This window comes from Oceanospirillum sediminis (assembly GCF_014164585.1).
In the GTDB taxonomy this organism is placed as follows: Bacteria; Pseudomonadota; Gammaproteobacteria; order Pseudomonadales; family Halomonadaceae; genus Oceanospirillum; species Oceanospirillum sediminis.
Window position 1 is genome coordinate 1 of sequence record NZ_JACJFM010000002.1, and the last position, 25,965, is coordinate 25,965.

The 25,965-nt window shown below is 46.9% G+C and carries 20 protein-coding genes and 3 tRNA genes; 13 read left to right on the plus strand and 10 right to left on the minus strand.

The window, feature by feature from the left end; genetic code table 11:
- Nucleotides 1-112: 112 nt before the first annotated feature.
- The 3 genes from H4O21_RS01600 to H4O21_RS01610 form a co-directional block, all read right to left on the minus strand.
- Nucleotides 113-188, minus strand: a tRNA-Glu gene (locus H4O21_RS01600).
- Nucleotides 189-225: 37 nt separating this feature from the next.
- Nucleotides 226-301, minus strand: a tRNA-Gly gene (locus H4O21_RS01605).
- Between the two features lie 41 nt (nt 302-342).
- Nucleotides 343-418 (minus strand) — tRNA-Glu (locus H4O21_RS01610).
- Between the two features lie 621 nt (nt 419-1,039).
- Here H4O21_RS01610 and H4O21_RS01615 point away from each other — a divergent pair.
- From H4O21_RS01615 to H4O21_RS01630, 4 genes are all read left to right on the plus strand, one after another.
- Entirely contained in the window at nt 1,040-1,816 is a 777-nt protein-coding gene (locus tag H4O21_RS01615) for a hypothetical protein (protein WP_182807107.1), read from the plus strand.
- Nucleotides 1,817-1,953: 137 nt separating this feature from the next.
- Nucleotides 1,954-2,358: a peptide-methionine (R)-S-oxide reductase MsrB gene (msrB, locus tag H4O21_RS01620; RefSeq protein ID WP_182807108.1), complete on the plus strand. Its 405-nt coding sequence runs from the start codon at nt 1,954-1,956 to the stop codon at nt 2,356-2,358.
- 174 nt (nt 2,359-2,532) lie between these two features.
- Nucleotides 2,533-3,450: a ribosome biogenesis GTPase YlqF gene (ylqF, locus tag H4O21_RS01625; protein ID WP_182807109.1), complete on the plus strand. Its 918-nt coding sequence runs from the start codon at nt 2,533-2,535 to the stop codon at nt 3,448-3,450.
- Nucleotides 3,451-3,678: 228 nt separating this feature from the next.
- On the plus strand, nt 3,679-4,941 hold the full coding sequence (locus H4O21_RS01630) for a GGDEF domain-containing protein (protein ID WP_182807110.1): 1,263 nt from the start codon (nt 3,679-3,681) through the stop codon (nt 4,939-4,941).
- An 85-nt stretch (nt 4,942-5,026) separates the two neighbouring features.
- Here H4O21_RS01630 and H4O21_RS01635 read toward each other — a convergent pair whose 3' ends face one another.
- Entirely contained in the window at nt 5,027-5,809 is a 783-nt protein-coding gene (locus H4O21_RS01635) for an enoyl-CoA hydratase (RefSeq protein ID WP_182807111.1), read from the minus strand.
- Between the two features lie 372 nt (nt 5,810-6,181).
- On the opposite strand from H4O21_RS01635, the gene H4O21_RS01640 reads away from it, so the two are divergent.
- Both H4O21_RS01640 and htpX read left to right on the plus strand, forming a co-directional pair.
- The gene (locus H4O21_RS01640; protein WP_182807112.1) at nt 6,182-7,396 is read left to right on the plus strand and encodes a pyridoxal phosphate-dependent aminotransferase; all 1,215 of its coding nucleotides are present in this window, start codon (nt 6,182-6,184) and stop codon (nt 7,394-7,396) included.
- Between the two features lie 318 nt (nt 7,397-7,714).
- Nucleotides 7,715-8,593 (plus strand): protease HtpX, encoded by an 879-nt coding sequence (htpX, locus tag H4O21_RS01645; protein WP_182807113.1) that lies wholly within the window; start codon nt 7,715-7,717, stop codon nt 8,591-8,593.
- A gap of 117 nt (nt 8,594-8,710) precedes the next feature.
- Here htpX and pdxB read toward each other — a convergent pair whose 3' ends face one another.
- Nucleotides 8,711-9,874 carry a 4-phosphoerythronate dehydrogenase PdxB gene (gene pdxB, locus H4O21_RS01650; RefSeq protein WP_182807114.1) on the minus strand — a complete coding sequence of 388 codons (1,164 nt, stop codon included), beginning with the start codon at nt 9,872-9,874 and terminating at the stop codon, nt 8,711-8,713.
- Between pdxB and H4O21_RS26150 the strand changes: the two genes are divergently transcribed.
- Nucleotides 9,869-10,372: a WGR domain-containing protein gene (locus H4O21_RS26150; protein WP_220495482.1), complete on the plus strand. Its 504-nt coding sequence runs from the start codon at nt 9,869-9,871 to the stop codon at nt 10,370-10,372. The two genes, pdxB and H4O21_RS26150, sit on opposite strands and share 6 nt — an antisense overlap.
- Before the next feature lie 83 nt (nt 10,373-10,455).
- Here H4O21_RS26150 and H4O21_RS01660 read toward each other — a convergent pair whose 3' ends face one another.
- Both H4O21_RS01660 and rlmKL read right to left on the minus strand, forming a co-directional pair.
- Nucleotides 10,456-10,704 carry a glutaredoxin family protein gene (locus H4O21_RS01660; RefSeq protein ID WP_182807115.1) on the minus strand — a complete coding sequence of 83 codons (249 nt, stop codon included), beginning with the start codon at nt 10,702-10,704 and terminating at the stop codon, nt 10,456-10,458.
- Between the two features lie 104 nt (nt 10,705-10,808).
- The gene (rlmKL, locus tag H4O21_RS01665) at nt 10,809-13,007 is read right to left on the minus strand and encodes a bifunctional 23S rRNA (guanine(2069)-N(7))-methyltransferase RlmK/23S rRNA (guanine(2445)-N(2))-methyltransferase RlmL (RefSeq protein WP_182807116.1); all 2,199 of its coding nucleotides are present in this window, start codon (nt 13,005-13,007) and stop codon (nt 10,809-10,811) included.
- A 637-nt stretch (nt 13,008-13,644) separates the two neighbouring features.
- On the opposite strand from rlmKL, the gene rmf reads away from it, so the two are divergent.
- Nucleotides 13,645-13,854 carry a ribosome modulation factor gene (gene rmf, locus H4O21_RS01670; protein ID WP_182807117.1) on the plus strand — a complete coding sequence of 70 codons (210 nt, stop codon included), beginning with the start codon at nt 13,645-13,647 and terminating at the stop codon, nt 13,852-13,854.
- Between the two features lie 138 nt (nt 13,855-13,992).
- Here rmf and H4O21_RS01675 read toward each other — a convergent pair whose 3' ends face one another.
- The 3 genes from H4O21_RS01675 to H4O21_RS01685 all read right to left on the minus strand — a co-directional run bounded on the left by H4O21_RS01675 (nt 13,993) and on the right by H4O21_RS01685 (nt 20,420).
- Complete coding sequence (locus H4O21_RS01675; protein WP_182807118.1) at nt 13,993-15,018, minus strand: quinone-dependent dihydroorotate dehydrogenase; 1,026 nt, start codon at nt 15,016-15,018, stop codon at nt 13,993-13,995.
- A 263-nt stretch (nt 15,019-15,281) separates the two neighbouring features.
- Nucleotides 15,282-15,500 carry a DUF2835 domain-containing protein gene (locus tag H4O21_RS26235; RefSeq protein WP_182807119.1) on the minus strand — a complete coding sequence of 73 codons (219 nt, stop codon included), beginning with the start codon at nt 15,498-15,500 and terminating at the stop codon, nt 15,282-15,284.
- Between the two features lie 63 nt (nt 15,501-15,563).
- A complete protein-coding gene (locus H4O21_RS01685) occupies nt 15,564-20,420 on the minus strand; it encodes an NAD-glutamate dehydrogenase (RefSeq protein ID WP_182807120.1) in 4,857 nt (1,618 codons plus the stop codon).
- 442 nt (nt 20,421-20,862) lie between these two features.
- Between H4O21_RS01685 and H4O21_RS01690 the strand changes: the two genes are divergently transcribed.
- From H4O21_RS01690 to H4O21_RS01710, 5 genes are all read left to right on the plus strand, one after another.
- Nucleotides 20,863-21,837, plus strand: coding sequence for an AAA family ATPase (locus H4O21_RS01690; protein WP_182807121.1), 975 nt, complete (start codon nt 20,863-20,865; stop codon nt 21,835-21,837).
- A gap of 2 nt (nt 21,838-21,839) precedes the next feature.
- Nucleotides 21,840-22,796: a DUF58 domain-containing protein gene (locus H4O21_RS01695; protein WP_182807122.1), complete on the plus strand. Its 957-nt coding sequence runs from the start codon at nt 21,840-21,842 to the stop codon at nt 22,794-22,796.
- Nucleotides 22,797-23,024: 228 nt separating this feature from the next.
- Nucleotides 23,025-23,507: a DUF4381 domain-containing protein gene (locus H4O21_RS01700; protein WP_182807123.1), complete on the plus strand. Its 483-nt coding sequence runs from the start codon at nt 23,025-23,027 to the stop codon at nt 23,505-23,507.
- A 43-nt stretch (nt 23,508-23,550) separates the two neighbouring features.
- Entirely contained in the window at nt 23,551-24,609 is a 1,059-nt protein-coding gene (locus tag H4O21_RS01705) for a vWA domain-containing protein (protein ID WP_182807124.1), read from the plus strand.
- 9 nt (nt 24,610-24,618) lie between these two features.
- On the plus strand, nt 24,619-25,965 hold a 1,347-nt coding region (locus H4O21_RS01710), incomplete at its 3' end, for a VWA domain-containing protein (RefSeq protein ID WP_182807125.1).

Below are 25,965 nucleotides of genomic sequence, written 5' to 3' on the forward strand. Positions count from 1 at the left end.
CGGGAAACGAGATTCGAACTCGCGACCCCAACCTTGGCAAGGTTGTGCTCTACCAACTGAGCTATTCCCGCAAAATTTAACCGGCCACACAGCACCAGCCAAATCAAACAAATGGCGTCCCATAGGGGGTTTGAACCCCTGTTACCGCCGTGAAAGGGCGGTGTCCTAGGCCACTAGACGAATGGGACGCAGTGTCTGTGTTTTAACAGAAACACAGGACAAAACTGGAGCGGGAAACGAGATTCGAACTCGCGACCCCAACCTTGGCAAGGTTGTGCTCTACCAACTGAGCTATTCCCGCAAAATTTAACCGGCCACACAGCACCAGCCAAATCAAAAAAATGGCGTCCCATAGGGGGTTCGAACCCCTGTTACCGCCGTGAAAGGGCGGTGTCCTAGGCCACTAGACGAATGGGACGCAACCTTCTATCGACCTCTCGTCGAAAGATGGCGCGCATTCTATAGGTGATATCTAACACCGTCAACACTTTTTTTCCTTTTTTATTCAATCGCTTCCCCTGTTTCTGCAGATATATAGCGTAAGCCTTTGAATGGCTGGCTACATAAGCAATTAGAAAAAAGACATACTTGACAAAATAGTTAAGGAAAGAGAATCTTCCTGTCAGATTATGTCAGATCGAAAAAACTGCCAACACTGAACAGCTAATACAGACATATGCTGTCATATTCAGAAGACATAACAATATATTCTGCCTGACATATAAACCTATTTAATCAATATAATCCGGGGCAACGTCATAACCTTTCCGAAAAATGACAGAAAACAACTTACAATTCCCGTATTTTTTGCAGCCCATAACAGAGCACTGTTATGCTTAAGGGGCTGAATGAAGAAGAGAAAACAGACAAAATTAGCACGCTGGTGTGTTTTCTCTTATCATTTACATAAGCCAGCGCAACAAACAGATATAAAAGATTACATTTTTCTGAATCTGGCCGATAAATATAGCGCTGAAAGATTAAAGGCTTACTGAACTTTAACTCTGATCCAGATATTCAGGAAGAAAGGAACCTGGTAATGACGAACTTGATTATTTTTGGTGCAGCACTTTGCCTCGTACTGGGGTTAATTTTTGTGGTGTATACAAAACAACGCAATGAGAAAAAACGCGTTGAACATGTAAAAAGTGTTCGTGCATTAGGGGATCGTGCCAGAAACCTGATGTTCTTGCTGGATGAAATCCCCGATCATTATCTCGACCAGAATATGCGGATTCATCTGGCGACCATAATTACAGAGCTGTTTCAGAAACAATACGATGCCACACCCGATGACAAAGTCGCTAAGCATTTGCAAAATGCAAAGCAGATGCTTGAATTTGCGCAGAATAATAAAAATGTTTCTACCGTTCCTGTAACTGATATTCAAACAGCCAATAATGTTCGCCGCAATCTGAAGATTCTTCATAAACACATTCAACAGCAGTACAAAGATAAACGCATCACACATCCCCAGGCGCAAGGTTACCTGAAACAACTGCGCAAAGCCTTTACTCAGACCATCATCGAAGTCTACGTCTCTGCTGGCAAAAAAGCAGAGCGGGAGATGAAACCTAAAATTGCAGCTCTGAATTACCGGCGCGTTATATCTGAAATGGGCAAGCAGAATCAGGGCGGAGAGTTTACAGATCGGATTCTGGCGACTAAGAAACGTATTGATGAACTGGAAGAAGAAGCCAATAAAATGGAGCAGAGAGCTCGACTGGAAGGCAGTTCCGGAGACCCATTATCACAGGAACTGGAAAAAATGGAGCAACAGGAAGACGAGTGGAAAAAGAAACAGGTTTACGACTAAACCCAGCTTGCTCCTGAGCTTAAAGAAACATAAAAAGGCAGAGTTCCAGGGAACTCTGCCTTCTTTTTATGGATCATAAAGACAATCAGAATCTGTAAATTTTACAACTATCAGCGCTATATCCAAAGGTGGGTACGATGACAGCCTCTTCAGACAAGACAGAGACTCAATGGAAAGAGCAACTGACCCCTGAGCAATATAATATCTGCCGATGCGGAGGAACAGAGCCAGCATTTACAGGCAAGTATTATAATCATCATGAATCAGGTCATTATCTTTGTGCCTGCTGTAAAACGCCTCTGTTCAGCTCAGAGCACAAATATGATTCAGGTAGTGGCTGGCCAAGTTACTATCAGGCAGTCTCTGAAACAGCAATCAGTGAACACAGAGATATCAGTCATGGCATGATACGTACCGAAATTCGCTGTCAGCACTGCGAATCTCATCTTGGTCATGTATTCCCTGATGGGCCAGCACCAACGGGGCTGCGTTATTGTGTCAATTCAGCTTCGCTGGATTTTTCCCCGGAACAGAGTAAATAACACTCTGAATTCTTTTTGCTCCTCCCCCTTGTTATAATCCAGCGCCCTGTTGCCTCAGGCTCGGGGCTTTTAAGATCAGACAGAGTAAAAATCACTATTACCTGGCGCAGCTTCATTAAAAAGCTGGTCAGCATTGTCAGATCAAGCCGCTATTCATCATTCAGGAGTATTTCTATGTTAGGCTGGTATCCGGGTCATATGAACAAGGCCCGTCGTCAGATCAAAGATTCTCTGCCGGAAATTGACGTTATTATCGAAGTTCTTGATGCCAGACTGCCATACTCCAGTGAAAACCCTATGCTGGCTGAACTCAGAGGCAAAAAGCCCTGCCTGAAAATTCTGAGCCGGGATGACCTGGCAGATCCTGCTGTGACGAAAGAGTGGGTACGCTTTTACAACGCTCAGGAAGACACCCATGCAATCAATGTCACCACCACAGAAGCCCGAACTCTGAAGCAGATACCTAAACTGGTCAAAGAGATGGCTGGTCAGGTTCGAAAAGACAGAGCTGTCCGGGCAATGGTCATGGGTATTCCCAATGTGGGCAAGTCCACACTGATTAACAGCCTGGCAGGAAAAAAGATCGCTAAAACAGGCGATGAACCTGCCGTAACCAAACGCCAGCAAAAAATTGCTCTGTCTTCCGGGATTGCTATTGTTGATACCCCCGGGGTTCTCTGGCCAAGAATTGAAGACCAGAACAGCGCCTATAGACTGGCGACGTCCGGCGCTATCCGTAATACCGCAATTGATTTTCTGGATATTGCGATGTTTGCTTCCCAGGAGCTTTCTCTACGCTATCCAAAAGCCCTGATGACCCGTTATAAGATGAAAGAGATGCCTGAAACACCGGAAGATATTCTGCAGCTTATCGCCAGTAAGCGCGGAGGCCTTAAAGCAGGCGGCGTGGTTGACTGGCACAAGGCTTCTGAAGTTCTGCTGAATGATCTCAGGGCAGGGCATATTGGTCGTATTTCTCTGGAAACCCCTGAAGATATTCCAGAGCCAGTATCAGAAGCCCCCGAGGAAGAAGATCAGGATACCTTATCACCAGAGAATAAAAATGGATCACCCAACCAGACTCCTGAGTAAAAGCACTCATTTATAGACAAGTTGCTTTTACACGAACTAAACCCCCATAACGAAGATTTTAGTCGCAAGCAGGGTTTTATACTGATCTGAATCAAACTAAACTAAAAAAAATTCCGCTACCCTTGCGACCATTCTGACCAGAGCTGGTTACATATTGACCAGCTCTGACTGTAAGACCGTTAATCGCAGCCGAACAGGGAACTTCGGATTACAGGCTCCCGGAGCATTATGTCGAATACAACAGCAGCGTCCGAAACAACACCAACAGATACAACATCTGCATCTGCTAGTCACGCTCAAGCGCTTTTAGCTGAAAACCAGCCAGAAAGACGACAATATTCAGGGCAGGTTTCAGATATGGGATCAGGTGAGTCAGGCGCAGGTCTGTACCGTAAGCTCAGTGAATTGAATATATTTGATACTCTGAGTAATCGCTATCACTCTGATGACTTCAACGCCGCACGCAGTGAATACATCCGTACACGGGTGAATATTCTCAGCATCGTTTTTGCCATCTTTGCCCCTCTTTGGATTCCAATGGACTATATCTTACTGGAATCAGAAGATCTCAATGTTATTGCTCTATACCGGCTGGTCTTATTTGCAGGCATGGTGATATTACTGCTTATCAATAATGCCCGAAAACGCAATCTGCAGCATTCATTATTCTGCCTGACCATACTGATAGCTTTACCTGCCGTCTTCTATACCGCCAGTCTTTTTCAGCTACTGAATAGCAACACCCCTCTGATTGGTTATAGCTTTATCCCCTTCTTACTCGTTGCCATCCTGAGTGTTTTTCCTCTGACGATTATGGAAGCCACAGCTTTGGGGGGAGGGCTGATCGCTACTTTGATGTATAACGACTACTATTCAGCTACGCTGTTCACACTGGATGGCTTCAAGGACCTCTGGCTGATATCAACTCTGCTGATTATTGCTCTTTGGGCTAACCAGGCCCAACTGCATATGCTGCTTCGCCTGTACAGACAGGCCACACGAGACCCTCTGACAGGACTCCTGAATCGCAGAGTGATGACCGAGCGTTTGAAAGAGCTGACTCAACGCTGGAATAGCAGCTCGAAAAAACCTCCGGTCTGCGTACTGATGCTGGACCTTGATCGCTTTAAGCGCATCAATGATACCTATGGTCATCTGACCGGTGATAAAGTACTACAGGCATTCAGCCAGATCATGAAAGAAGAGCTGAGAAGCAGTGATATTCTGACCCGCTATGGCGGAGAGGAGTTTGCAGCGGTTCTGCCTGGTACCAACCTGGATAACGCTGTTAAAGCCGCAGAACGCATCCGGCTACGCTGTGAGCAATCCTGGGTGACATCAAAAGAAAATGAACCGGTTCACTTTACCACCAGTGTTGGTGTCGGGCAGCTGAAGGATTCAGAAGAGATCAATGAGCTGTTGCATCGGGTCGATAACTCTCTGTACGAAGCTAAAAAAAGCGGTCGGAATAAAGTGATTCAGTCCTGCTAGTCAGCCTGGTTCTGCGATGTATTAATGGATAGCCTGGTCAGGTATCAGGCTATCACCACTGTTTCAGCAGACCTGCAACAGCCAGCTATCGACCTTTCCAGCAGGGTTGTCGTTTATTCAGAAAGGCATCAATTCCCTCCTGAGCATCTTCTGACAACATATTCTCTGCCATTACCTGACTACAATATGCATAAGCTTCAGCCTGTTCCATATCGGCCTGGCGATAAAAAGCCTCCTTGCCCACTTTCAGCGTATAAGATGACTTAGCCGCAATCTGTTCAGCTATTTCAGTGACATGCTCCTCCAGTTGTTCTGGTGCAAGAGCTGCATTAATCAGGCCTATAGACTGTGCTTTATCGGCCATAATCATCTGACCGGTTAACAGCATCTCCATCGCCTGCTTCCTATGTACGGCGCGGGTCAGAGCAACCATCGGCGTGGAACAGAACAAGCCGATATTAACGCCAGGTGTTGCAAAACGGGTATTATCTGCGGCATATGCCAGGTCGCACGATGCAACCAGCTGGCAGCCTGCTGCTGTTGCGATTCCATGAACCTTTGCAATAACGGGCTGTGGAATCTGCTGTATGGTCTGCATCAGTTCCACACAGGTCGAAAAAGTCTGCTGATACAGCGCTTCTGACGGCTCTGCAGTCATCTCTTTAAGATCATGTCCTGCGCAAAAGCCCTTGCCGCTCCCGGACAAAACCACTGCCCTGACGGATCTATCCTTCGCAATGTCTTTTAAGTGATAAATCAGGGCCTGCATACATTCCAGAGATAAAGCGTTATACGCTTCGGGCCTGTTGATGGTCAGCCAGGCAACCGCATTTTTATTACGTTGCACTACCATAGATTGCTCAGACATAAAGATCCTCTTATTTTTATGCTATCTGTCATCAGAAACAGACCGAGCATATCATGCCAGGCTGAAAAACCCATGAGTCATATATTTATCGGTAAGGTGTTCAATATACCACTGAATTTCATACCTTTGTCTGGCATTATTCTCTTATCAAAAAGAAATTAATTCTTTAAGATAGGTCGTTTTCAAAAATATTTGCTGTTCAAACCCTATAAACAAAACGAACCCCTGAAAAAGGGGAGTACAGACCTGAACAAGAGTATTTCGATGCCCTCCTGCCAGTAACCGGAGAATTCGATAATTTTTCAGAGAAAAAACGATTGTTCAGATGTTTACCACTATAAACCGGAGAAAACCGGATTTACGGAAATAACTATGCAAACCTTAAAGAAGTCCACAAAACTGAATAATGTATGTTACGACATCCGTGGACCTGTCCTTGACGAAGCAAAACGAATGGAAGAGGAAGGTCACCGTATTCTCAAACTGAATATCGGCAATCCGGCCCCTTTCGGCTTCGAGGCACCAGAAGAGATTCTGCAGGATGTACTCCATAACCTGCCCAACGCCCAGGGCTACTGCGAATCAAAAGGTTTGTACTCGGCACGTAAGGCCGTAATGCAAGAGTGTCAGCGCAAGAAAATTGATCATGTATCTATTGAAGATATTTACCTGGGCAACGGTGTCAGCGAACTGATTGTTATGGCAATGCAGTGCCTTCTGAACGATGGCGACGAGATTCTGATTCCCGCTCCGGATTACCCTCTGTGGACAGCCGCATCTCGCCTGGCCGGAGGTAAAGCCGTCCACTATATCTGTGATGAACAGTCTGACTGGTATCCGGATCTGAATGACATCCGCAGTAAAATCACCAGTAATACTCGGGGTATTGTTCTGATTAATCCGAATAACCCAACAGGTGCGCTGTACCCTGAGTCGTTGTTGAAAGAGGTCATTGAGATTGCCCGGGAACATAATCTGGTGGTTCTGGCAGATGAAATCTATGACAAAATTCTTTACGATGATGCGAAACATACCTCCATCGCCAGTCTGGCAGATGACATATTGTTTCTGACATTTAACGGTTTATCTAAATCTTATCGTGTTGCCGGTTTCCGTTCTGGCTGGATGATTATGAGCGGCAATAAACACAATGCAACGGACTTTATAGAAGGCCTGAACATGCTGTCTTCCATGCGTCTGTGCGCTAATGTGCCATCACAGCATGCGATTCAGACTGCCTTAGGAGGCTATCAGAGTATTAATGATCTGGTTCTGCCTGGCGGGCGCTTAAAAGACCAGCGAGATCTGGCCTGGGAGATGCTCGACAATATCCCCGGCGTCAGTTGTGTAAAACCTAAAGGTGCACTCTATCTGTTTCCGAAGCTGGATGTTAAACGCTTCAACATTTACGACGATGAAAAATTCGCCTACGATCTTCTGAAACAAGAAAAAATGCTGGTTGTTCAGGGTACAGCCTTTAACTGGCCCGAACCGGATCATTTCCGTATTGTATCATTGCCTTATGTAGACCAACTGGAAGACGCTATTACACGAATAGCCCGTTTCCTGAGCAAATATAAACAATAACACCGCAGATAACAGCTATTCGAAATAGCCTCCCCTCAAAGAATAAAAACGCAGGCCAGGGGAACATAAACAAAGCAGGGCGTGTCAGAATACTGTCACGTCCTTTTGTTAAGAATCCTCACTGTGCAGGCAGTATCGTGCGCAGCAAGACAGTACTGCCAGCAAAAGAACAATTCATCTGAAACAATTGACGAGACATGAACACGGTAGCTTTAACGGATCTCCTTAATATGAAATCAGGCTCCGACTGGCTATTGTTTTTATGCTTTTTGCCCCCATCTGAACCGCAGATTAACTTGATATGGAGAAACCACAAAAATGATGCGTATCGGATTATTCCTTCTGACCAACCTGGCAGTCCTGGTGATTGCCGGTATTATGATGTCAGTTCTGGGTGTTGGAAACTATAAAGAAGGTGGTTCTCTGAACCTGGTTAACCTTCTGATTTTCTGCGGTATTTTTGGTATGACAGGATCACTGGTATCTCTGTTCATGTCCAAAATGATGGCTAAAATGAGTACCGGCACTCAGCTGATTGAACAACCTCAGAATCAGACTGAAGCCTGGCTGCTGAGCACGGTTGAAGAACTGTCTCAGAAAGCCGGTATCAAAATGCCTGACGTAGGTATTTTCCCATCCCATGAGTCTAATGCATTCGCAACCGGCTGGAACAAAAACGATGCTCTGGTATCGGTCAGTACAGGCCTGTTAGAACGTATGAGCCCGGAAGAAGTACGTGCTGTACTGGCTCATGAAATTGGACACGTTGCCAACGGTGATATGGTTACACTGGCTCTGATTCAGGGCGTAGTGAACACCTTTGTGATGTTTGTTACCCGTGTTGTGGTTTACGCAATTGACCAGTTCACTGCAGATGAAGAAGGTGAAGGCGGTCTGGGCTGGATTGCCGAGATGGTTCTGACCATTGTCCTGGACATTCTGTTCGGTATTCTGGCATCTGGCATTGTGGCATGGTTCAGCCGTCGTCGAGAGTTCAAAGCGGACGAAGCGGGTGCGACCCTGGCCGATCGACAGGCAATGATTTCAGCTCTGCAACGTCTGAAATCTGAATATGAAGACGCCAGTGGCCTGCAAGGTTCTATGACAGCTCTGGGGATTTCCGGTAGCAAGATGTCTGCATTCTTTGCATCTCATCCCCCACTGGATGATCGTATTGCTGCTCTGCAAGGCCGTTAATCACTCTTTACCTGAATCCTGAGCCTCCATTTTCAGGCCGGTCAGCAAAAAGCCCCGCGTTTGTAACCAATGCGGGGCTTTTTCATGATTAAGACCGATGACTTTAATCCGGTTAGTTTATTTACCTAACCGGATGCTGAAGCCAAACCTTTCCAGTCGATCAGCCAGCTTTTTCTGATTGGTCTTCAGCTGAATCTTCAGCGTCGGAAACTCTCGTCGCACCGGATAATCCCGGCGTAATTCATCGAAAACAGGTCCAAGAGGCTGCTTACGTCGCGCGGCTTTACCGAAGGCTCTGCGCATTGCAATATCATCATTACGCACATCATAGCACGCACGCACGGCTGTCAGCGTAGACCACCAGCGATGAGCATGCCCCGCCAGAGAGATCTTTTTCAGCGCAGGCTCCGGCATTAGCTGGCCTAGCTTCTTACGAACAGGCAAACCAAAGTGCTGGCATACGGCCTGATACACCATTTCGGTTCCACCCAATTTACCATCCAGGCTGTATCCGGCAATATGCGGTGTTGCAATATCAACCAGCTCCATCAATTCGTGATCAATGCCGGGTTCATTCTCCCAGACATCCAATACCGCAATAATGTCGTCACTTTCCATGAGACGGCGCTTCAGCGCCTCATTATCCAGAGTATCACCACGACCACTATTAATCAGAACGGTCCCCGGCTTCAGAGATTGAATCCGCTTCTCATTCATCAGATGGACGGTGGGATAATCTCCCTCTGTAATAAGAGGGGTGTGCATCGAAATAATATCAGATTGCGCCAGCAACTCATCCAGATCCGAAAACCCTGCTTCTCCTTCTTTCCGGGCACGAGGCGGATCATTTACCAGAACCTTCAGTCCCAGTGACGAAAGACGCTCCTGTAGCCGGCTACCGACATTACCGGCACCAATAATACCGATGGTTTTATCCTGCATCAGAAACGCTTCCTGATCCGACAAAAGAGTCAGCACACTCAGTACATACTCCACCACAGAATTAGCATTACAGCCCGGAGCATTGGCGAAACCAATGTTATTGTCGTTAAGGTACTCCAGATCAATATGGTCACAACCTATGGTCGCTGTAGCAACAAACTTAACTCTGGAGCCTTCCAGCAGTTCACGATTAACCCTGGTAATGGAACGTACCAGCAGAACATCTGCTTTCCTGATCTGATCTGCGGTCATATCCCGTCCTGGCAGGGTCTCTATGCTTCCCAGCTCAGCAAAAAACTCCCGGATAAGGGGGATATTTTCATCGGCGACGATGTGCATCTGTTTTCCTCTGTGATCTTTCCCGAAAGACTCAGCGATATCAAAGCTTTACAAATGCGAGTGTTTCAGGCTCAATGCGCGCTGCAGCCTGAAAAACTGTACAGTTTTTCAGTACCCGGAGTTATTCAGATACCACGTTTCCTGTTGCAGTATAATCTGAAGCTGCAGAATGTATGCACTAAATCATATCAGTCCGCTGGAGTAGCACAAGTGATTGTTCGCTGGCAAAACGAACATGATTATTGCCTGGTTCATATCCATCAGGATATGTTCGGTGACTGGCTGCTGACAAAGGCCTGGGGACAGATTGGCACTCAGTTTGGCGGAGTCCATCATTCTCTGGTCGAGTCGTACGATGAAGCCGTTACCCTGATGGAAAGCATAGGCACCATTCAGGAAAGCCGGGGCATGAAGCGTGTTCTGAAATTAGATGACAAAGAAGAAGCCGCGGATCTGTTTTCTGATCTGTTACGTTCGGGAGAGTTGCCTGAAGGCTGAGTAGTCACTCATAAAAACTACTCAGCCACAGGTCAGGTCAGTGCCTGCATAACAGGGTAAATAGCTAACCTGCAGATATACGTTTACTGGTCTGATAAAAGATACGCCTGAGCCTGCTCCGCTTCAAATGGCCAGCCCAGATCACTTTCCTGCCCATCCAGACGAATGACAGGTATACGAACACCATACTTTTCCACCAGACTTTCCTGTTCACTTATTTCCACCAATTCCAGCTTAATGCCTTGTTGCTGAACCAGCGGATGTACAATCGCCATTGCCATATCACAAAGATGACAGCCGGCCGTAGTGTAAAGATACAGAGTCTTATTCATCAGAGTTAACTCATTTTATACAGGTAATATTTATTTGACTCAAATAGCTCATGTATTTTCCGGAGCTTTCACCCCGGAAGTTTATCCATGACACCAGCCATCAATCAGTCAAAATAACGGATCTCATAACACTGGTGAATTTTCATATTACGAGAGAAATCCATCGGTACGGACTCTTTTGAAATATCCATCACCTCAAACTGCTCCAGAATATCCTCATCCATTTTGAAAGTACGCAGGTTATTAGAGAAAATCAGTGCACCGCCCGGTGCCAGTACTCTCATCGCATTACGAATCAGCTTACCGTGATCCCGCTGAATATCCAGTACACCTTTCATACGTTTTGAGTTCGAAAAAGAAGGTGGGTCCATAAAGATCAGATCAAACAGGCGACTGTTTTCCTGTAACCACTGGATACAATCCCCATGAACAAACTCATGCTCATCACCAGTAAAGCCATTCAGACGCATATTCCTGCGCCCCCAGTCCAGATAGGTTTTTGACATATCCACACTGACGGTACTTCTTGCTCCACCGACTGCTGCATGCACAGATGCCGTTGCAGTGTAACAGAACAGATTCAGTACTCTCTGATCTTTAGCCTGATCAGCGATATAGAGACGGATAGGCCTGTGATCCAGGAATAAACCTGTATCCAGATAATCATCCAGATTAACCAGTAACTGACACTTACCTTCATGAACGGTCAGCATATCGCCTTTTTTGCTCAGTTTTTCATACTGAGCACGTCCACTCTGGCGCTTGCGCTGTTTCAGATGAATATTGGATGGATTCATATCAAATACGGCAGGCAATACCTGCAGCACATCCATCAGACGGCGCTCTGCTTTTCTCGGATCAATGCTTTTTGGTGCAGCATACTCCTGAACATGCAGATGTTCGCCATAAACATCGACCGCCACAGCATATTCCGGTATATCGGAGTCATACGCCCGGAAACACTCAACTTTATTTTTATTACGCCATTTTTTCAGCTGTTTAAGGTTTTTACGCACCCGATTGGCGAACATACGAGCACCTTCACTCCAGCCTGACTCATCATAAATCAGCTCTTCAGTCGACAATCGAGGCTTGTCTTCCTGAATATCAGCCCGGTTTTCAGTTTGCTCTGATACTTCGGGTACAGTAAACAGCAATAATTTACAAGGCAGAGCACCGTTAAACAAACTGTACTGTTTGTGACTTCTGATTCCCATTTTATGGCATAAATCGGCATTACCAGTAAAAACAGCTACCTGCCATTGAGTAAAGGCATCTTTCAGCCGGTCCCCCAGATGACGATACAGATGAATCAGTGAAGGCATATCACTGATACGCTCACCATAAGGCGGGTTAGTCACTACAAGGCCAGACTCCAGAGTACCAGCATGAGTCGGCTGAACAAAATTAGCCAGCTCTTTACGAGCCACATGCACTATTTTTTCCAGCCCGGCACGACGGATATTTTTCAGAGCGGCATTCATCGCTTTATTGCTCTGATCATAACCGTAAATCAAGCCCTTAAAACGCTTACGTCCAACGCTGGCCCGCGCCTGTGCTTCTTTTTCAATCTCCTGCCAGAGATCAAAATCATGCTTTTTCCAGGTAAAAAAGCCAAAATGGCTTCGATTCAGACCCGGAGCCTGATCCATAGCAATTAATGCAGCCTCAATCAATAACGTACCAGAACCACACATAGGGTCCAGCAAAGGTGCATCTTTTTTGGCCAGTTCAGGCCAGCCACTGCGAATCAGAATAGCCGCTGCCAGGTTTTCTTTCAGAGGTGCCAGAGCACCATCAAGACGATACCCCCTCTGATGCAGACTACTGCCAGACAAATCCAGACTCAGCACCACCTCTCCACGGGTCAGGCGGGCGTTAACTCTCATTGATGGCCGGTCCTTATCAACCGAGTGACGAAATCCGGTTCTCATCTTCAACTGATCGACAACCGCATCTTTAACTCTCTGGGCAGCAAAGTGCGTATTACGAATCTGGCGATTAGTACCAGAAAAGTCAACGGCCAGTGTGCCTTGCGGCTGCATATGATCATCCCAGTCCACACTCTGAACGATCTCATATAACTCATCCGCTGTCTCTGCAGGGCCTTTGGTCAGTCTGAGCAGTACCCGGTTAGCCAGTCTGGACCACAGACATAATCGGTAGGCCGTTTCCAATGAAGCCATACACTCCACACCTGCCACTTTTTCCTTAACGGATTCGGCTCCCAATTGCTCACATTCCTGAGCCAGCAGGCCTTCCAGGCTTTTGGGACATGTTAAAAACAGTTCTAATAACGCCATGATTTCTCAGCCAAAAAGTGGTCACTGAACAATTTCAGTCACTCGGTTTATTACTAAAAACTATAAAAAGTTACGATTTTATGAAAAAAATATGTTCGACAAACTATGACAATTCAACTACAAATTAACTGTTGTTCGAATTTTGCGCAAAAGATTGAGAACACACATAATCAGAAAATCCGGTCAGGAGCCGGACATTACGCCGGTATAAATGTGCATAAATCTGACTAACTATATGCTATACCGGTCAAAGGCATTACAGGCCCGGCCTTTTAAAGGGCCTGTTGCCATAGCGATTAAGCGTAAAGAGATGTTTCGTACAGAATTCGCAATAATGCTTAACCAGATAAAATAATAGCACCTGTATTGATTATCCTGCTTAGTCCAGGCAGAACTCGTAACAAAAACTGTTCACCAGATACATCAGAAGGGAGGTTAAGTCTGATGCTCTGAGGCGAAAGCCTAAGGAAAAACATGTTTAATTAAGGATAGTCAGCCTGAATAGAATTCCGATTGTTTCTCTCCGACAGCACATAATCCGGAAAGAAACGCCAAGCCTGGTCAGACACCGGAACATCCGGTATCAGGTTTACGGAAACAGGCAGACACCACAAAACAGCTACGAGGCGTTAACTCTATGAAAAGACAAAAACGAGATCCAGCCCAGAAAGCTTTTGTTCGTGGTTACCAGGCAGGTGTCACCGGTAAGTCCCGTGATATGTGCCCAAATCAGAATATACAGACCCGTCAGTACTGGATGAGCGGCTGGCGAGAAGGCCGAGCAGATTCCTGGGCAGGAATGACAGGGGTATCCGGTATTCATAAAAACCCCACTGTCCTCTCCTAGCGCCTGATTCAGAAATCAGAGCATATAACATAAGTAAGACTCTGAACTGATACAGATAAGGCCCGCTGACGTAGCGGGCCTTTTTATCTTCTTTTAATATTAGTCAGTTACAGCAACATCTCAGGTAAAACTCAGTTATTACTTCGCAGACATAGCTGCAATCGCTTCTGCAGCGTCCTTAACCAGCTTAGGTCCCTGATAAATAAACCCGGTATACACCTGTACCAGACTGGCACCTGCTGCGATTTTTTCACGGGCTGCTTCCGCACTATCAATGCCACCAACGCCGATAACAGGCAACTCCCCCCGAAGCGTTTCAGCCAGGACTTTAATGACATGTGTGGATTTATCACGTACCGGCTTTCCACTCAGGCCTCCGGCTTCATCGGCATTTTTAAGGCCTTTGACCGCTTCACGCTCCAGAGTCGTATTCGTAGCGATGACCGCATCCATCTTCTGATTGCGGATATTTTCTGCCACCATACGGATCTCATCATCATCCATATCCGGTGCTATTTTTACGGCAATCGGCACATAACGTTTATGTTCTTCTGCCAGACGTGTCTGCTCTTCTTTCAGCACCCGAAGCAAGGCTTCCAGAGTTTCTCCAAACTGCAGATTACGTAAACCTGGTGTATTAGGAGAGGAGATATTCACGGTGACATAGTCTGCATAAGGATAAACCTCTTTCAGACAGTACAGGTAATCCTGGTCAGCATCTTCAACTGATGTGGTCAGGTTTTTACCAATATTGATACCCAGCACACCACGGAATTTACGCCGTTTAACCTGTTCAACCAGATGATGAACACCCTTATTATTGAATCCCATGCGGTTGATAATAGCTTCTTTCTCCAGAATACGGAAAAGACGAGGTTTATCATTACCCGGCTGAGGCTTTGGCGTTACAGTACCCACTTCGACGAAACCAAATCCCAGATCACCCAGGGCATCCAGATGATCCGCATTTTTATCCAGGCCTGCAGCCAGCCCAACCGCATTAGGAAAACGTATCCCCATAACCTCAACCGGGGCCTGTACCGCCTTATCAGTAAAAAGTGACAACAGACCTGTACGCTTAGCAGCACTCAGGCTATCCAGCGCCAGCTCATGGGATGTTTCACCAGAAAACTGAAAAAGAATATTGCGGGCCAGTTTGTACATTCAATGCTCCGGAAAGGGTCAGGTGGATGACAGGAAAAAACTGGCCGCGAGTATACCCTATTTAAAGGCGAGGCGGCATGGGACTTACAGAGAAAATCTCACTATTTTTGATAATAGTTATCCAGCAACAGATACCAAAAAGGGCGGATGAATTCATCCGCCCTTTCCGCTGAAACCAGGCTCTGATACCGCCTTACACACTATTTATCCCGAAGTTTAAAATCAGATAACATCCGCCACCATTGCAGGCTCGTCACAACGGATCAGACGCGCTCTATGGATTGGAATTTATTTCCAGGTCCAAAACGCACTCTGAACCGACCATGAACACCCTGACTGGTGACAAATGGCCGCAAAATATTAGCAGGAATCTGTATTCTCCGCCCCCAGGAATCATAAGCGATTACGCCAGAGGCGTAACCGCGGTAGTACTCAAGATATTTTTCAGCACTCAGGCTGACTGAAATAATAACCTCTGACATAACCTGTGTAAGACCGTACCCGGATACCCCGTATTTCTGTTGTGCTGTATGCTATTGAATGCATCATGCTTCCATCTGCATCTGAGCCAGATCAAACAGCTCACGCATTGCCACGGAGAATACAGGGAAGTCCGCTTTACTGCCAGAGCTGATCTCTTCCAGAATACGCTGCCAGCGCTGAACCTGATGCTGATGACGCTGCATCCACTGAGACACACGCTCTTCAACATCCAGTACACCATCTTCCATCTGTAATACACTGATTGCCAGAGCACGGCTCTGCCAGTCCAGGTCATCGCGGAAGGTTTCACGGGCCAGAGCTTCCCAGCTATCGTGAACATTCAGTTCTGTAATCTTCTGACTGATCCATTGCAGATCCAGCTGATGTCCCAGTTCAAAGTAAACTTCAGCCACACGCTGCAGCTTCTCACCTGTCACACGTTCAGCTTCCACAATACCCAGCATAGAGTACAGACCGGAAGTACCTGCCACCTGATCAGCCAGAGCTTCAGGCACACCATTGTCGATCAGTTCTTCACGACGTTTAGTCCAGCTTTCCAGCTGAGCGCCTTTCAGACGTTCACCAATGGATTCACTCAGCATACGTACTTTCGGTTCATACAGAGCGATCACATCGGTCACGCTCATATTGGCCAGATGCGGACGCAGGAACCAGCGAGTGGCACGGCGAATCAGACGCATCAGATCCAGCATCATGTCATACTGAACATCACTATTAACGCTGTAGTCCAGCTTTTCAATCTGCCGCCACAGGTTGTGGATACCAAAAACTTCACGGGCTACAACATACGCTCGGGCAATTTCAGATGCCTCAGCACCGGATGAATCAATCAAACGGTGAATAAAGGCAATACCGCCATGATGAACCAGATCATTCGCCAGCTGGTTAGATACAATCTCGCGTTTCAGGCGGTGGTTGTACATGGCAGGCTTAAAGCGCTCAACCAGTACTTCTGGGAATGCTCCTTCCAGCTCCTGCTCAATATAGCTGTCTTCCGGCAGATCTGAAGCCACAATAGCTTGTTTCAGATCGGCTTTAGCATAGGAAATCAACACTGATAACTCAGGCAGAGTCAGGCTGCCTCCCTGATTGAAACGCTCCAGCAATACATCATCTGTTGGAATAAATTCCAATGCCCGATTTAATTTACCTTCGCTTTCCAGCGCATTGATAAAGCGACGGAACTGACCAATACCTTCCTGAGCCATACGTAACGACAAGCTCAGCGCACCACTTTGTGCATAGTTATTCTTCAGTACCAGATCAGCCACTTCATCAGTCATGTCTTCCAGCAGCTGGTTGCGCTGCTTATTGGTCATATCGCCCTGACTGACAATTTCGTCCAGCAGAATCTTAATATTTACTTCGTGGTCTGAGCAGTCCACACCACCGGCATTATCGATAAAGTCAGTATTAACAGCACCACCTTTGGCCCCATACTCCATACGAGCACGCTGCGTCAGCCCCAGGTTACCACCTTCACCAATAACGCGGGCATTCAGATCTTTACCATTAATGCGCAGGCTGTCATTGGCCTTATCGCCCACATCAGCATGAGTTTCATCACTGGCTTTAACATAAGTACCAATACCGCCATTCCAGATCAGATCAATCGGCGCTTTCAGAATCGCAGAAATCAGATCATTTGGTGCCATACGGTCTTCAGTAATATTAAAGCGCGCCTTCATCTGAGGACTGATATCAACCGATTTAGCTGCACGAGAGAAGATTCCACCACCATCAGAAATCAGTGCATTATTATAGTCTGCCCAGCTGGAGCGAGGCAGTTCAAACATGCGCTGACGTTCACGATAGCTGGCTGCAGCATCAGGATTCGGATCAACAAAGATATGCAGATGGTTAAAGGCACAAACCAGCTGGATTTTATCCGACAACAGCATGCCGTTACCGAATACATCACCACTCATATCACCAATACCAACGACAGAGAATTCATCCTTCTGCACATTGTGGCCCAGTTCACGGAAGTGGCGCTGTACCGACACCCAGGCACCACGGGCGGTAATGCCCATTTTCTTGTGATCATAACCATTCGCACCGCCGGATGCGAAAGCATCTTTCAGCCAGAAACCATGTTCCAGAGAGATGCTGTTAGCGATATCGGAGAACGTCGCTGTACCTTTATCCGCTGCCACAACCAGGTATGGATCATCTTCATCATGGCGCACGACCATCTGTGGTGGAACCACAACACCTTCAACCAGATTATCAGTCACATCCAGCAGAGCCGTGATAAAGGTTTTATAGCATTCGATGCCATCTTTAATGAGGGCGTCACGATCACCACCTTCTGGAGGACACTTACTGACAAAACCGCCTTTTGCACCCACAGGTACAATCACCGCATTCTTCACCTGCTGTGCTTTTACCAGACCCAGAATCTCGGTACGGAAGTCTTCATGACGATCAGACCAGCGCAGACCACCACGCGCCACTTTACCACCACGCAGATGGACACCTTCAACCCTTGGCGAGTAAACAAAGATCTCAAACATAGGACGAGGCAGAGGTACATCCGGGATTTTATGCACATCCAGCTTAAAGGCGATATAGCTTTTCACCCTGCCATCAGCATCCGGCTGGTAGTAGTTAGTCCGCAGTGTCGCCTGCATCAACTGCATATAACGACGCAGAATCAGATCTTCGTTAAGACTCTGAACCTGATCCAGCGCTTCTGTCAGTTGAGCAATCAGAGCGTCTTCTGCTTCTTCGCTATAATCTGCGTCAGGATCAAAACGCAGAGTAAACAGGTCCAGCAACAAACGTGTGATACCAGGGTGGTTTTCCAATGTGGAGGCAATATAGCCCTGATCAAAGTTAAAGCGTACCTGCTTCATATAACGGGCATACGCACGCAACATTGCAATCTGACGCCAGTGCAGACGTGCGGTCAGCACCAGACGGTTGAAAGAATCATTTTCTGCGGCACCATTCCAGATCTGCTCAAAGGCCCCTTTAAACACATCTTTAACTTCGGCAACATTAATCTCTTCCTGTCCAGATGGCTCCAGAGCAAAGTCATGCAACCAGATGGTTTCGCCGTCACTACGGGAGATCTCATAAGGATGCTCACCCACAACACGCATGCCCAGGTGTTCCAGCACCGGAATAACATCAGATAGTGGCAGCTGATCATTAGCATGGAATAACTGGAACTGCAGATGGCGGCCTTCGTCTTCCAGGTGACGATAGAAGCTCATGCTGACTTTGCGCTCGTCACTCAACTCATCAATGTAACCGATGTCAATTACCGCACCACGAGGGCTGAAATCCTCACGATAACTGGCTGGAAACGCATTCTTATATACCTTGTAGTGACGATTTGCCTGCTCTTCACCATAACGCTCAACCAGTGCTTCTAACAGGTCATCACTCCAGGAACGGGCGATATTTATGATCTGCTGTTCAATCTCTTTAATGGCGTATTCCGGAGCCGTATCACCATTAAATCTCAACAGAAACTGGGTGCGAGCTAATGCAGACTCAGAGAAATAGGTGTGGAATTCAGTACCGTTAGCATCCAGAGCATCACACAGAATCTGCTGTGCACGATGGCGGAATTCCGTACTGTAAATATCACGAGGTACATATACCAGGCAGGAGAACAGTTTGCCGAAACTGTCTTCACGGATAAACAGACGTACTTTGCGACGCTCCCGAATATTCAGAATACCCAACGCGGTTTCTGTCAACTCATGAAGATCAATCTGGAACAGGTCATCACGAGGGTAAACTTCCAGAATCTGCGTCAGATGCTTACCATTATGTCCCTGAGGATCAAGGCCTGAAGCCTGTAAAACAGCATCTACCTTTTTACGCAGCACCGGAATCTGACTTGGCGTCTGGTTATATACCGAAGCGGTATAAAGCCCCAGGAAGCGGCTCTCACCCACCAGTTTACCCTCATCATTAAAGCGCTTAATGGTGATGTAATCAGGATAAGCCGGGCGATGCACTCGGGCATGAGAAGATGCTTTAGCAAAACTCAACAGCTCTGGAATCAGTACGAACTGGCGCGCATCCAGCGCCATATCATGGCGGGATTGCTCATTATAACGAGGATCGTCCAGCTTCAGCACACCCAGCTCGGACCCTGCCACCTGCTTCAGAACCTTCTTACCCTCTTCATCAACAACTTCGTATTCGTCGTAACCCAGATAGGTAAAATGATCATGGTCCAGCCAGTGCAGAAAATCTGTTGCTTCACTGATATCACCATCAGACAGGTGAGGAGGGCGACTATTAGCCAGTTCTTTGCACAGTATTTGTGCTTTTTCGCGCATAGCCGGGAAATCACTGACAGACGTTGAAATTTCTGCCAGTACTTCCTGTAGCGATGAGGACAGGTCATCCAGTTCGCTCTGGTCTGTATGACGATCAACCTCAATATAGATCAGAGACTCCGCAGAAACGGAACCATTATCTTCTTCCAGCTCTGCTTTACGGCCGGCCACTTCAAGTAGCTGACCTTTATCGTCACGCAGAAACTTAAGCACTGCGTTATGAATCGTATGAACTGTCAGTCCACGACGATTCAGCTCAATACGGATCGAATCGACCAGGAAGGGCATATCTTTCTGCAGCACTTCAATTACAGTGTGCGTAGATTGCCAGCCATCCTGCTCAAAATCCGGGTTATAAACCCGAATTTTGGGTGAATTAAGAGCGTTTTTCTGTACAAAGTGCCAGGTTGAAACAGTGGCTCCATACAGATCATCCGGACGGTATTCTGCTAAGTCTTCCAGCGATGCCGAAGCATAATAAAAACCGGAAAAGTTAATTATTTTTCTGACCTGTTCATCGGAGAAACGCGATCTGAGCTGTTCCTCAAGCTGACCAAGAAACTTTCTATGACCTTCACTGGCTTGATACATCATTAGCTGACCTCTGCCCTGTACCCTGTTCTGGAGTTGTTGTCCGATCCGACTTTCTATGACTTTGCACCCGAGTCCGCAGTGCTTGCCGGAACTATCCTGTAAAATCTGATTCTTATAAAAAAGCCTGACCGATGTGGCTCGCATCTGATTTTTTTCTCAGTACATTAATCAGATTAAACAATGTACCGAAAAATATGAAATAAATGCGCCCTGTTAGTTAGCTTTGATGAAAACATAGTACAAATCAACCATTAAGCATCAGCTGTATTACAAAAAGGCATAAGGCAGAAAATTATTCTCATAATATTGTATTTATTGATAATCAACCCTATATCGGCTAACAACAGAGACTGATGAATAGCAGAGCCAACTGAAAATGACTGCAAAAACGAACCTGTGGTCTTTCCAGGGCAGATCTGAACAACAGGAATAAAAGAGAATCATGTCACTAAGGGATACTTTTCAGCAGTTAAAGCAGCAACTGCAAAATCAGATTATCGGTCAGGAAACCCTGCTGAATCGTTTGTTAATTGCATTACTGGCCGATGGTCACTTGTTGGTTGAAGGGCCACCGGGTCTGGCAAAAACCAAAGCCATTAAAGTACTGGCAGATCAGATGGAAGGAGATTTTCAAAGAATTCAGTTTACACCTGACCTGCTACCGGCGGATATCACCGGAACGGATATCTATCAACAGGAAAGCGGGCAATTCTCTTTTCAACAAGGTCCTGTTTTTAATCACTTTATTCTGTCTGATGAGATCAACAGAGCCCCGGCAAAAGTCCAGGCTGCTCTGTTAGAGGCAATGGCGGAACGTCAGGTAACTGTCGGCAATACCAGCTATTCATTACCAGATACTTTTCTGGTCATGGCGACCCAGAATCCTATCGAGCAGGAAGGGACTTACCCTTTACCAGAAGCTCAACTGGACCGCTTTCTGATGCATATTCAACTAACCTACCCTTCAGCTGAAGCAGAATTGCAGATACTCCGCCTGATAAGGGAAGAGCAAAAGCATCAGTTGAGTCAGGCAGAGCAGCCTGAACCGCTGCCGGTTATCAGTCAGCAACAGATCCGGGAAGCCAGACAGTCTGTACTGGATATCTATATGGCGGAACCCATTGAACACTATATTGTCCATCTGGTTGACGCCACACGTCGTCCTGAAAAATATGATCAGGATCTGGCCAGCTGGATTGAATATGGTGTCAGCCCTAGGGCAACTCTGGCTCTGGACCGGTGTGCCAGAGCTCATGCCTGGCTGTCAGAACGCGACTTTGTTACACCAGAAGATGTGCAGGCCGTACTGCCAGATGTATTCCGCCATCGTTTATTACTGAAATACGAAGCGGAAGCCGCAGGCCTCAACTCTGACCAGGTCATTGCTCATCTGGTACAGAAGGTACCGGTCAGTTGATTATGTGGTCACTATTCAGAATCAGCAGTGATGCAGACAAAAGCTATCAGAGTACATCGGAACAAGCGCTTCTGCCCGAACTGACGTTAGAGCATTTACTGGGCTGGCAACGTTATAAAGGTGCTCTTAAATCAAAGCTACATACGCCAACATCCTCGGTGCTGGCAGGGCAACATCGATCACGGGTACAGGGAAAAGGGATGGAGTTGAGTGAGATTCGCAACTATCAGCCCGGAGATGATATCCGGCTCATGGACTGGAAAGTCACCGCCCGTACCCGTAAGCCCCATACCAAAGTTTTTATGGAAGAAAAGGAACGCCCGGTACAACTGGTACTGGATCTTTCATACAGCATGCTATTCGGTAGTCAGCGCAGCAAAGCTGAGCAAGCGGCCAATGTCGCAGCGACCATTGGCTGGGCTTTATCCCATCAGGGAGACCGGTGCGGAGGATTGATATTTAACGGAAAGAAACAGTATCTGATCAGACCCGGTGCACGGAAAAAAGGGCTTCTCCCCCTTTTGAAACAAAGCTGTGACCTGTCAACAGATCTGATCACAGAGCACTCTGCATCTGCTCCGGGCCGTATGAACCAGGTACTGAAACAAATAAGCCTGCCAGGGCACGGACAGCTGATCATTCTGATCAGTGATTTCTGGTCACTGGATATCACAGATAACCAGCTTTTATCCCGTTTGAGTAAAAAGCACAATGTGCTGGCAGTCCTGATTACTGACCCAATGGAATCAGAACTGCCGCCAGGCCCCTGCTATCTGCACGATAAGCAGAAAAGTTTCTTTTTTGATGGCAGCCTGACAGATGACAGAACACGCTACAAAAAACAGGCAGAGCAACGCCAGCAAGCACTGAAGCAATTTTTTATGCAGAATAAGAGTCATTTTATCACCCTGTCTACTGAGGAAAATCCTCCGGACAAGCTGCAACAGTGTTTTATCTGAAGTCATCATTTCCGGACACCGATAAATGAGTGCCCAGGCAAGAACACAGACAGACAGTACTCTGTAAAAAAACAAATCACTATAAAGTATTTTACTTTCAATAAGATAACTATTAAAAAGAGCAACTAATATCATTAACCCCGGGACTTTCCCCTTCAGACAGATACAGGATAAATTCGGCGGAACTGCCGTTGATTTAAAACAGCAGATCTGCAGGAGTAGCATTGAATGAGTACAGAACAGCCTCTGATTGATCAGTTGAAAGATATCCATCTGCCGGCATCAGAAACAGATATCCTGCAATTTATTCAGGCCTGGTGGATTATCCCTCTGCTGGCAGCCATAGCCGTGTTGGCTCTGGTGTTGTACCGGCGTCATCAGAAAAAAATTCGTCCTCGGGTTTACGCTCTGAATGAGCTGGAACAAATGCGCCAGCGTTACCAGCAGCATAAAGAAGACCAGCGTTTACTGAATGAGATTAATGTTCTGCTACGCCGGATGGCCATTCTTTATTATGACCGGGAAGAGGTCGCATCCCTTTCAGGGGAAGCCTGGTTGCAATTTCTGGATAAGAGTGGCAAAACGAAAGATTTCAGCTCAGGTCCAGGACAGATACTCAGCCATGTTTATGACGATAAAAAGCCAGAGTTTGATGAACCAGCTCTGAGTGAAACAGTCAGACTATGGATTAGCCTGCAATCCTGCTCCTGACATCAGGTCATTAAGGCTTTAACACAGCATCTGAGTAAAGAGCATGTCAGCATTCAGTACCCTGTACTCACATATTGATTTTATATGGCCATGGATTTTCCTATTGCTGCCTCTGCCCTGGCTGGTATACCGTTTTTTTCCAACAGCAACGCCACGGCAATATCAGTTAAAAATCAGCTGGCTCAGTATGCTGACACAAGATCAGAAACCTCGGGTACACCGTAGCTCTGCAACCCGCCTGATTTTTGCCTCTCTGCTCTGGCTGCTTTTGTTGATCGCTGCCAGTCATCCACAATGGACAGGAGATCCTGTGCCTCTGCCAAATAAAGGACATGATCTGTTAATGGCGGTGGATATTTCCGGCAGTATGCAGGTACAGGATATGGAAGTCGAACAACAGATGACGGATCGTTTGTCAGCAGTAAAAAATATCGTTTCTGATTTTGTTCTGCGTCGTGAAGGTGACCGGCTTGGGCTGATTGTGTTCGGAACCCGTGCCTATCTGCATGTTCCCCTCAGCCATGACAGAAATACCGTGTCAGAACAACTTAAAGGTATCCAGTTAAGAATGGCTGGAGAACAAACAGCCATAGGCGATGCAATCGGGCTGGCCGTGAAACGCCTGAAAGATCAGCCAGAGGATGCAAGAGTACTGGTTCTGCTGACGGATGGAGCCAATACTGCAGGCTCTGTTGAACCTCTGCAGGCTGCGACTCTGGCTAAAGAACAGAAAGTACGCATCTACACGATAGGTATAGGGGCAGATGAGATGGAAGTACAGACTCTGTTCGGTCTGACCAGGAGAGTAAACCCATCTCAGGAACTGGATGAATACACCCTGCAAAAAATTGCCAGGGAAACCGGAGGTGTCTATTTCAGGGCTCGCAGCACAGAGGAGCTGAGTATGATCTACCAGGAGCTGGATCGTCTGGAGCCGATTGAACAGAACTCACAGGTATTTCGCCCCAGACACAGTCTGCTGCACTGGCCATTACTGACCGTGATTATTCTGATCAGCCTGACCTTCGCACATCGCTGGTTACTGAGTATCAGCCAGATGCTCCGAACCATGAAATCCTCTTCATCAGATACACTGAAATAAAGGCCGGATATGGAACTACTGGACAGCTTTCACTTTGCCAGACCCTGGGCGTTGATTCTGCTTCCGATAATCCTGATTCAGGCATTCTGGTTTCTGAAATATCGCCATAGTACAAACCCATGGGCCACCAGAATACGACCGGATCTACAGAAATATTTGCTGTTAGCTCCCGAAAAGCAGCCCGGCTATACCGGCTGGATTGTACTGGCAATGATTCTGAGTATCTTTGCTCTGGCAGGGCCTAGCTGGAGTCAACAGTCCCGACCCGTTTACAGTAAACAGGATGCCCTCGTGATTGTACTGGATATGTCTTTATCCATGCTGGCACAGGATATCAAACCTGACCGGGCGACACGCAGCAAACTGAAGCTGATGGACCTGTTGGAACAAAGGCGGGAAGGGCTGACAGCTTTGGTTGCATATGCCGGTAACGCATATACTGTTGCACCTTTAACATCAGACAGCGCAACCATCCGTAATCTGCTGCCAGCACTGGACCCGACACTCATGCCTGAACTGGGAAGTGCCGCCGAAAAAGGTATTGAACAGGCTGAAATACTGATGAAACAGGCAGGCATCACTCAGGGACATATTCTTCTGGTAACCGATGGCATTGATAAAACGGCACAACAACAGATAAAAAAAGCACTTGGTAAAGAAACACGCCTGAGCATTCTTGCTGTAGGGACTGAAACAGGCTCCCCGATACCTCTGGGCGAACAAGGGTTTGTTAAAGACCAACAGGGCAGCGTTATCATCAGTAAACTGGACCTTTCACCACTAAAACAGGTTCAGGCGGAAACCTCTGCCCGACTAAGTCAGCTACAACTGGATAATACGGATCTGAGTCACTTGCTGGATGACAGTATTATCAGCGAACTCAAGGAAGAAAAAGAGGCTGAACTGCCCCTATGGATAGAACAGGGGCATTGGTTTCTTCTGCCAGTTCTTCCATTAGCCGCTCTTGCCTTTCGCCGGGGCTGGCTATTGCTATTGCCACTACTCCTGGTACTCCCGGCTGAGCCTGGTTATGCCTTCTGGGGCTACACTCCGGAGCAAAAAGCTCAGCAAGCCGGTGAACAGGCATTTCATAACCAGGAGTACGATAAAGCCAGCCAGTTACTGAATACTCCGGCCTGGCAGGGCAGCGCCTACTACCGTAACCAGCAATATGACAAAGCCATAGAAGCTTTCAGCCAGGACCCCAGTGCACAAGGGCATTACAACCGGGGAAATGCTCTGATAAAACAAGGCCAGCTGCAACAGGCTCTGGAAGCCTATAATCAGGCCCTGCAACTGAATCCTGAAATGCAGGATGCTAAAGATAACCGCACCCTGGCAGAAAAAATGCTGCAA

What these genes read in the sequence shown, in the direction of transcription:
- H4O21_RS01615 (WP_182807107.1), top strand. Translation starts at nt 1,040, where the DNA reads ATGACGAACTTGATTATTTTTGGTGCAGCACTTTGCCTCGTACTGGGG.
- msrB (WP_182807108.1), top strand. Translation starts at nt 1,954, where the DNA reads ATGACAGCCTCTTCAGACAAGACAGAGACTCAATGGAAAGAGCAACTG.
- ylqF (WP_182807109.1), top strand. Translation starts at nt 2,533, where the DNA reads ATGTTAGGCTGGTATCCGGGTCATATGAACAAGGCCCGTCGTCAGATC.
- H4O21_RS01630 (WP_182807110.1), top strand. Translation starts at nt 3,679, where the DNA reads ATGTCGAATACAACAGCAGCGTCCGAAACAACACCAACAGATACAACA.
- H4O21_RS01635 (WP_182807111.1), bottom strand. Translation starts at nt 5,809, where the DNA reads ATGTCTGAGCAATCTATGGTAGTGCAACGTAATAAAAATGCGGTTGCC.
- H4O21_RS01640 (WP_182807112.1), top strand. Translation starts at nt 6,182, where the DNA reads ATGCAAACCTTAAAGAAGTCCACAAAACTGAATAATGTATGTTACGAC.
- htpX (WP_182807113.1), top strand. Translation starts at nt 7,715, where the DNA reads ATGATGCGTATCGGATTATTCCTTCTGACCAACCTGGCAGTCCTGGTG.
- pdxB (WP_182807114.1), bottom strand. Translation starts at nt 9,874, where the DNA reads ATGCACATCGTCGCCGATGAAAATATCCCCCTTATCCGGGAGTTTTTT.
- H4O21_RS01660 (WP_182807115.1), bottom strand. Translation starts at nt 10,704, where the DNA reads ATGAATAAGACTCTGTATCTTTACACTACGGCCGGCTGTCATCTTTGT.
- rlmKL (WP_182807116.1), bottom strand. Translation starts at nt 13,007, where the DNA reads ATGGCGTTATTAGAACTGTTTTTAACATGTCCCAAAAGCCTGGAAGGC.
- rmf (WP_182807117.1), top strand. Translation starts at nt 13,645, where the DNA reads ATGAAAAGACAAAAACGAGATCCAGCCCAGAAAGCTTTTGTTCGTGGT.
- H4O21_RS01675 (WP_182807118.1), bottom strand. Translation starts at nt 15,018, where the DNA reads ATGTACAAACTGGCCCGCAATATTCTTTTTCAGTTTTCTGGTGAAACA.
- H4O21_RS26235 (WP_182807119.1), bottom strand. Translation starts at nt 15,500, where the DNA reads ATGTCAGAGGTTATTATTTCAGTCAGCCTGAGTGCTGAAAAATATCTT.
- H4O21_RS01685 (WP_182807120.1), bottom strand. Translation starts at nt 20,420, where the DNA reads ATGATGTATCAAGCCAGTGAAGGTCATAGAAAGTTTCTTGGTCAGCTT.
- H4O21_RS01690 (WP_182807121.1), top strand. Translation starts at nt 20,863, where the DNA reads ATGTCACTAAGGGATACTTTTCAGCAGTTAAAGCAGCAACTGCAAAAT.
- H4O21_RS01695 (WP_182807122.1), top strand. Translation starts at nt 21,840, where the DNA reads ATGTGGTCACTATTCAGAATCAGCAGTGATGCAGACAAAAGCTATCAG.
- H4O21_RS01700 (WP_182807123.1), top strand. Translation starts at nt 23,025, where the DNA reads ATGAGTACAGAACAGCCTCTGATTGATCAGTTGAAAGATATCCATCTG.
- H4O21_RS01705 (WP_182807124.1), top strand. Translation starts at nt 23,551, where the DNA reads ATGTCAGCATTCAGTACCCTGTACTCACATATTGATTTTATATGGCCA.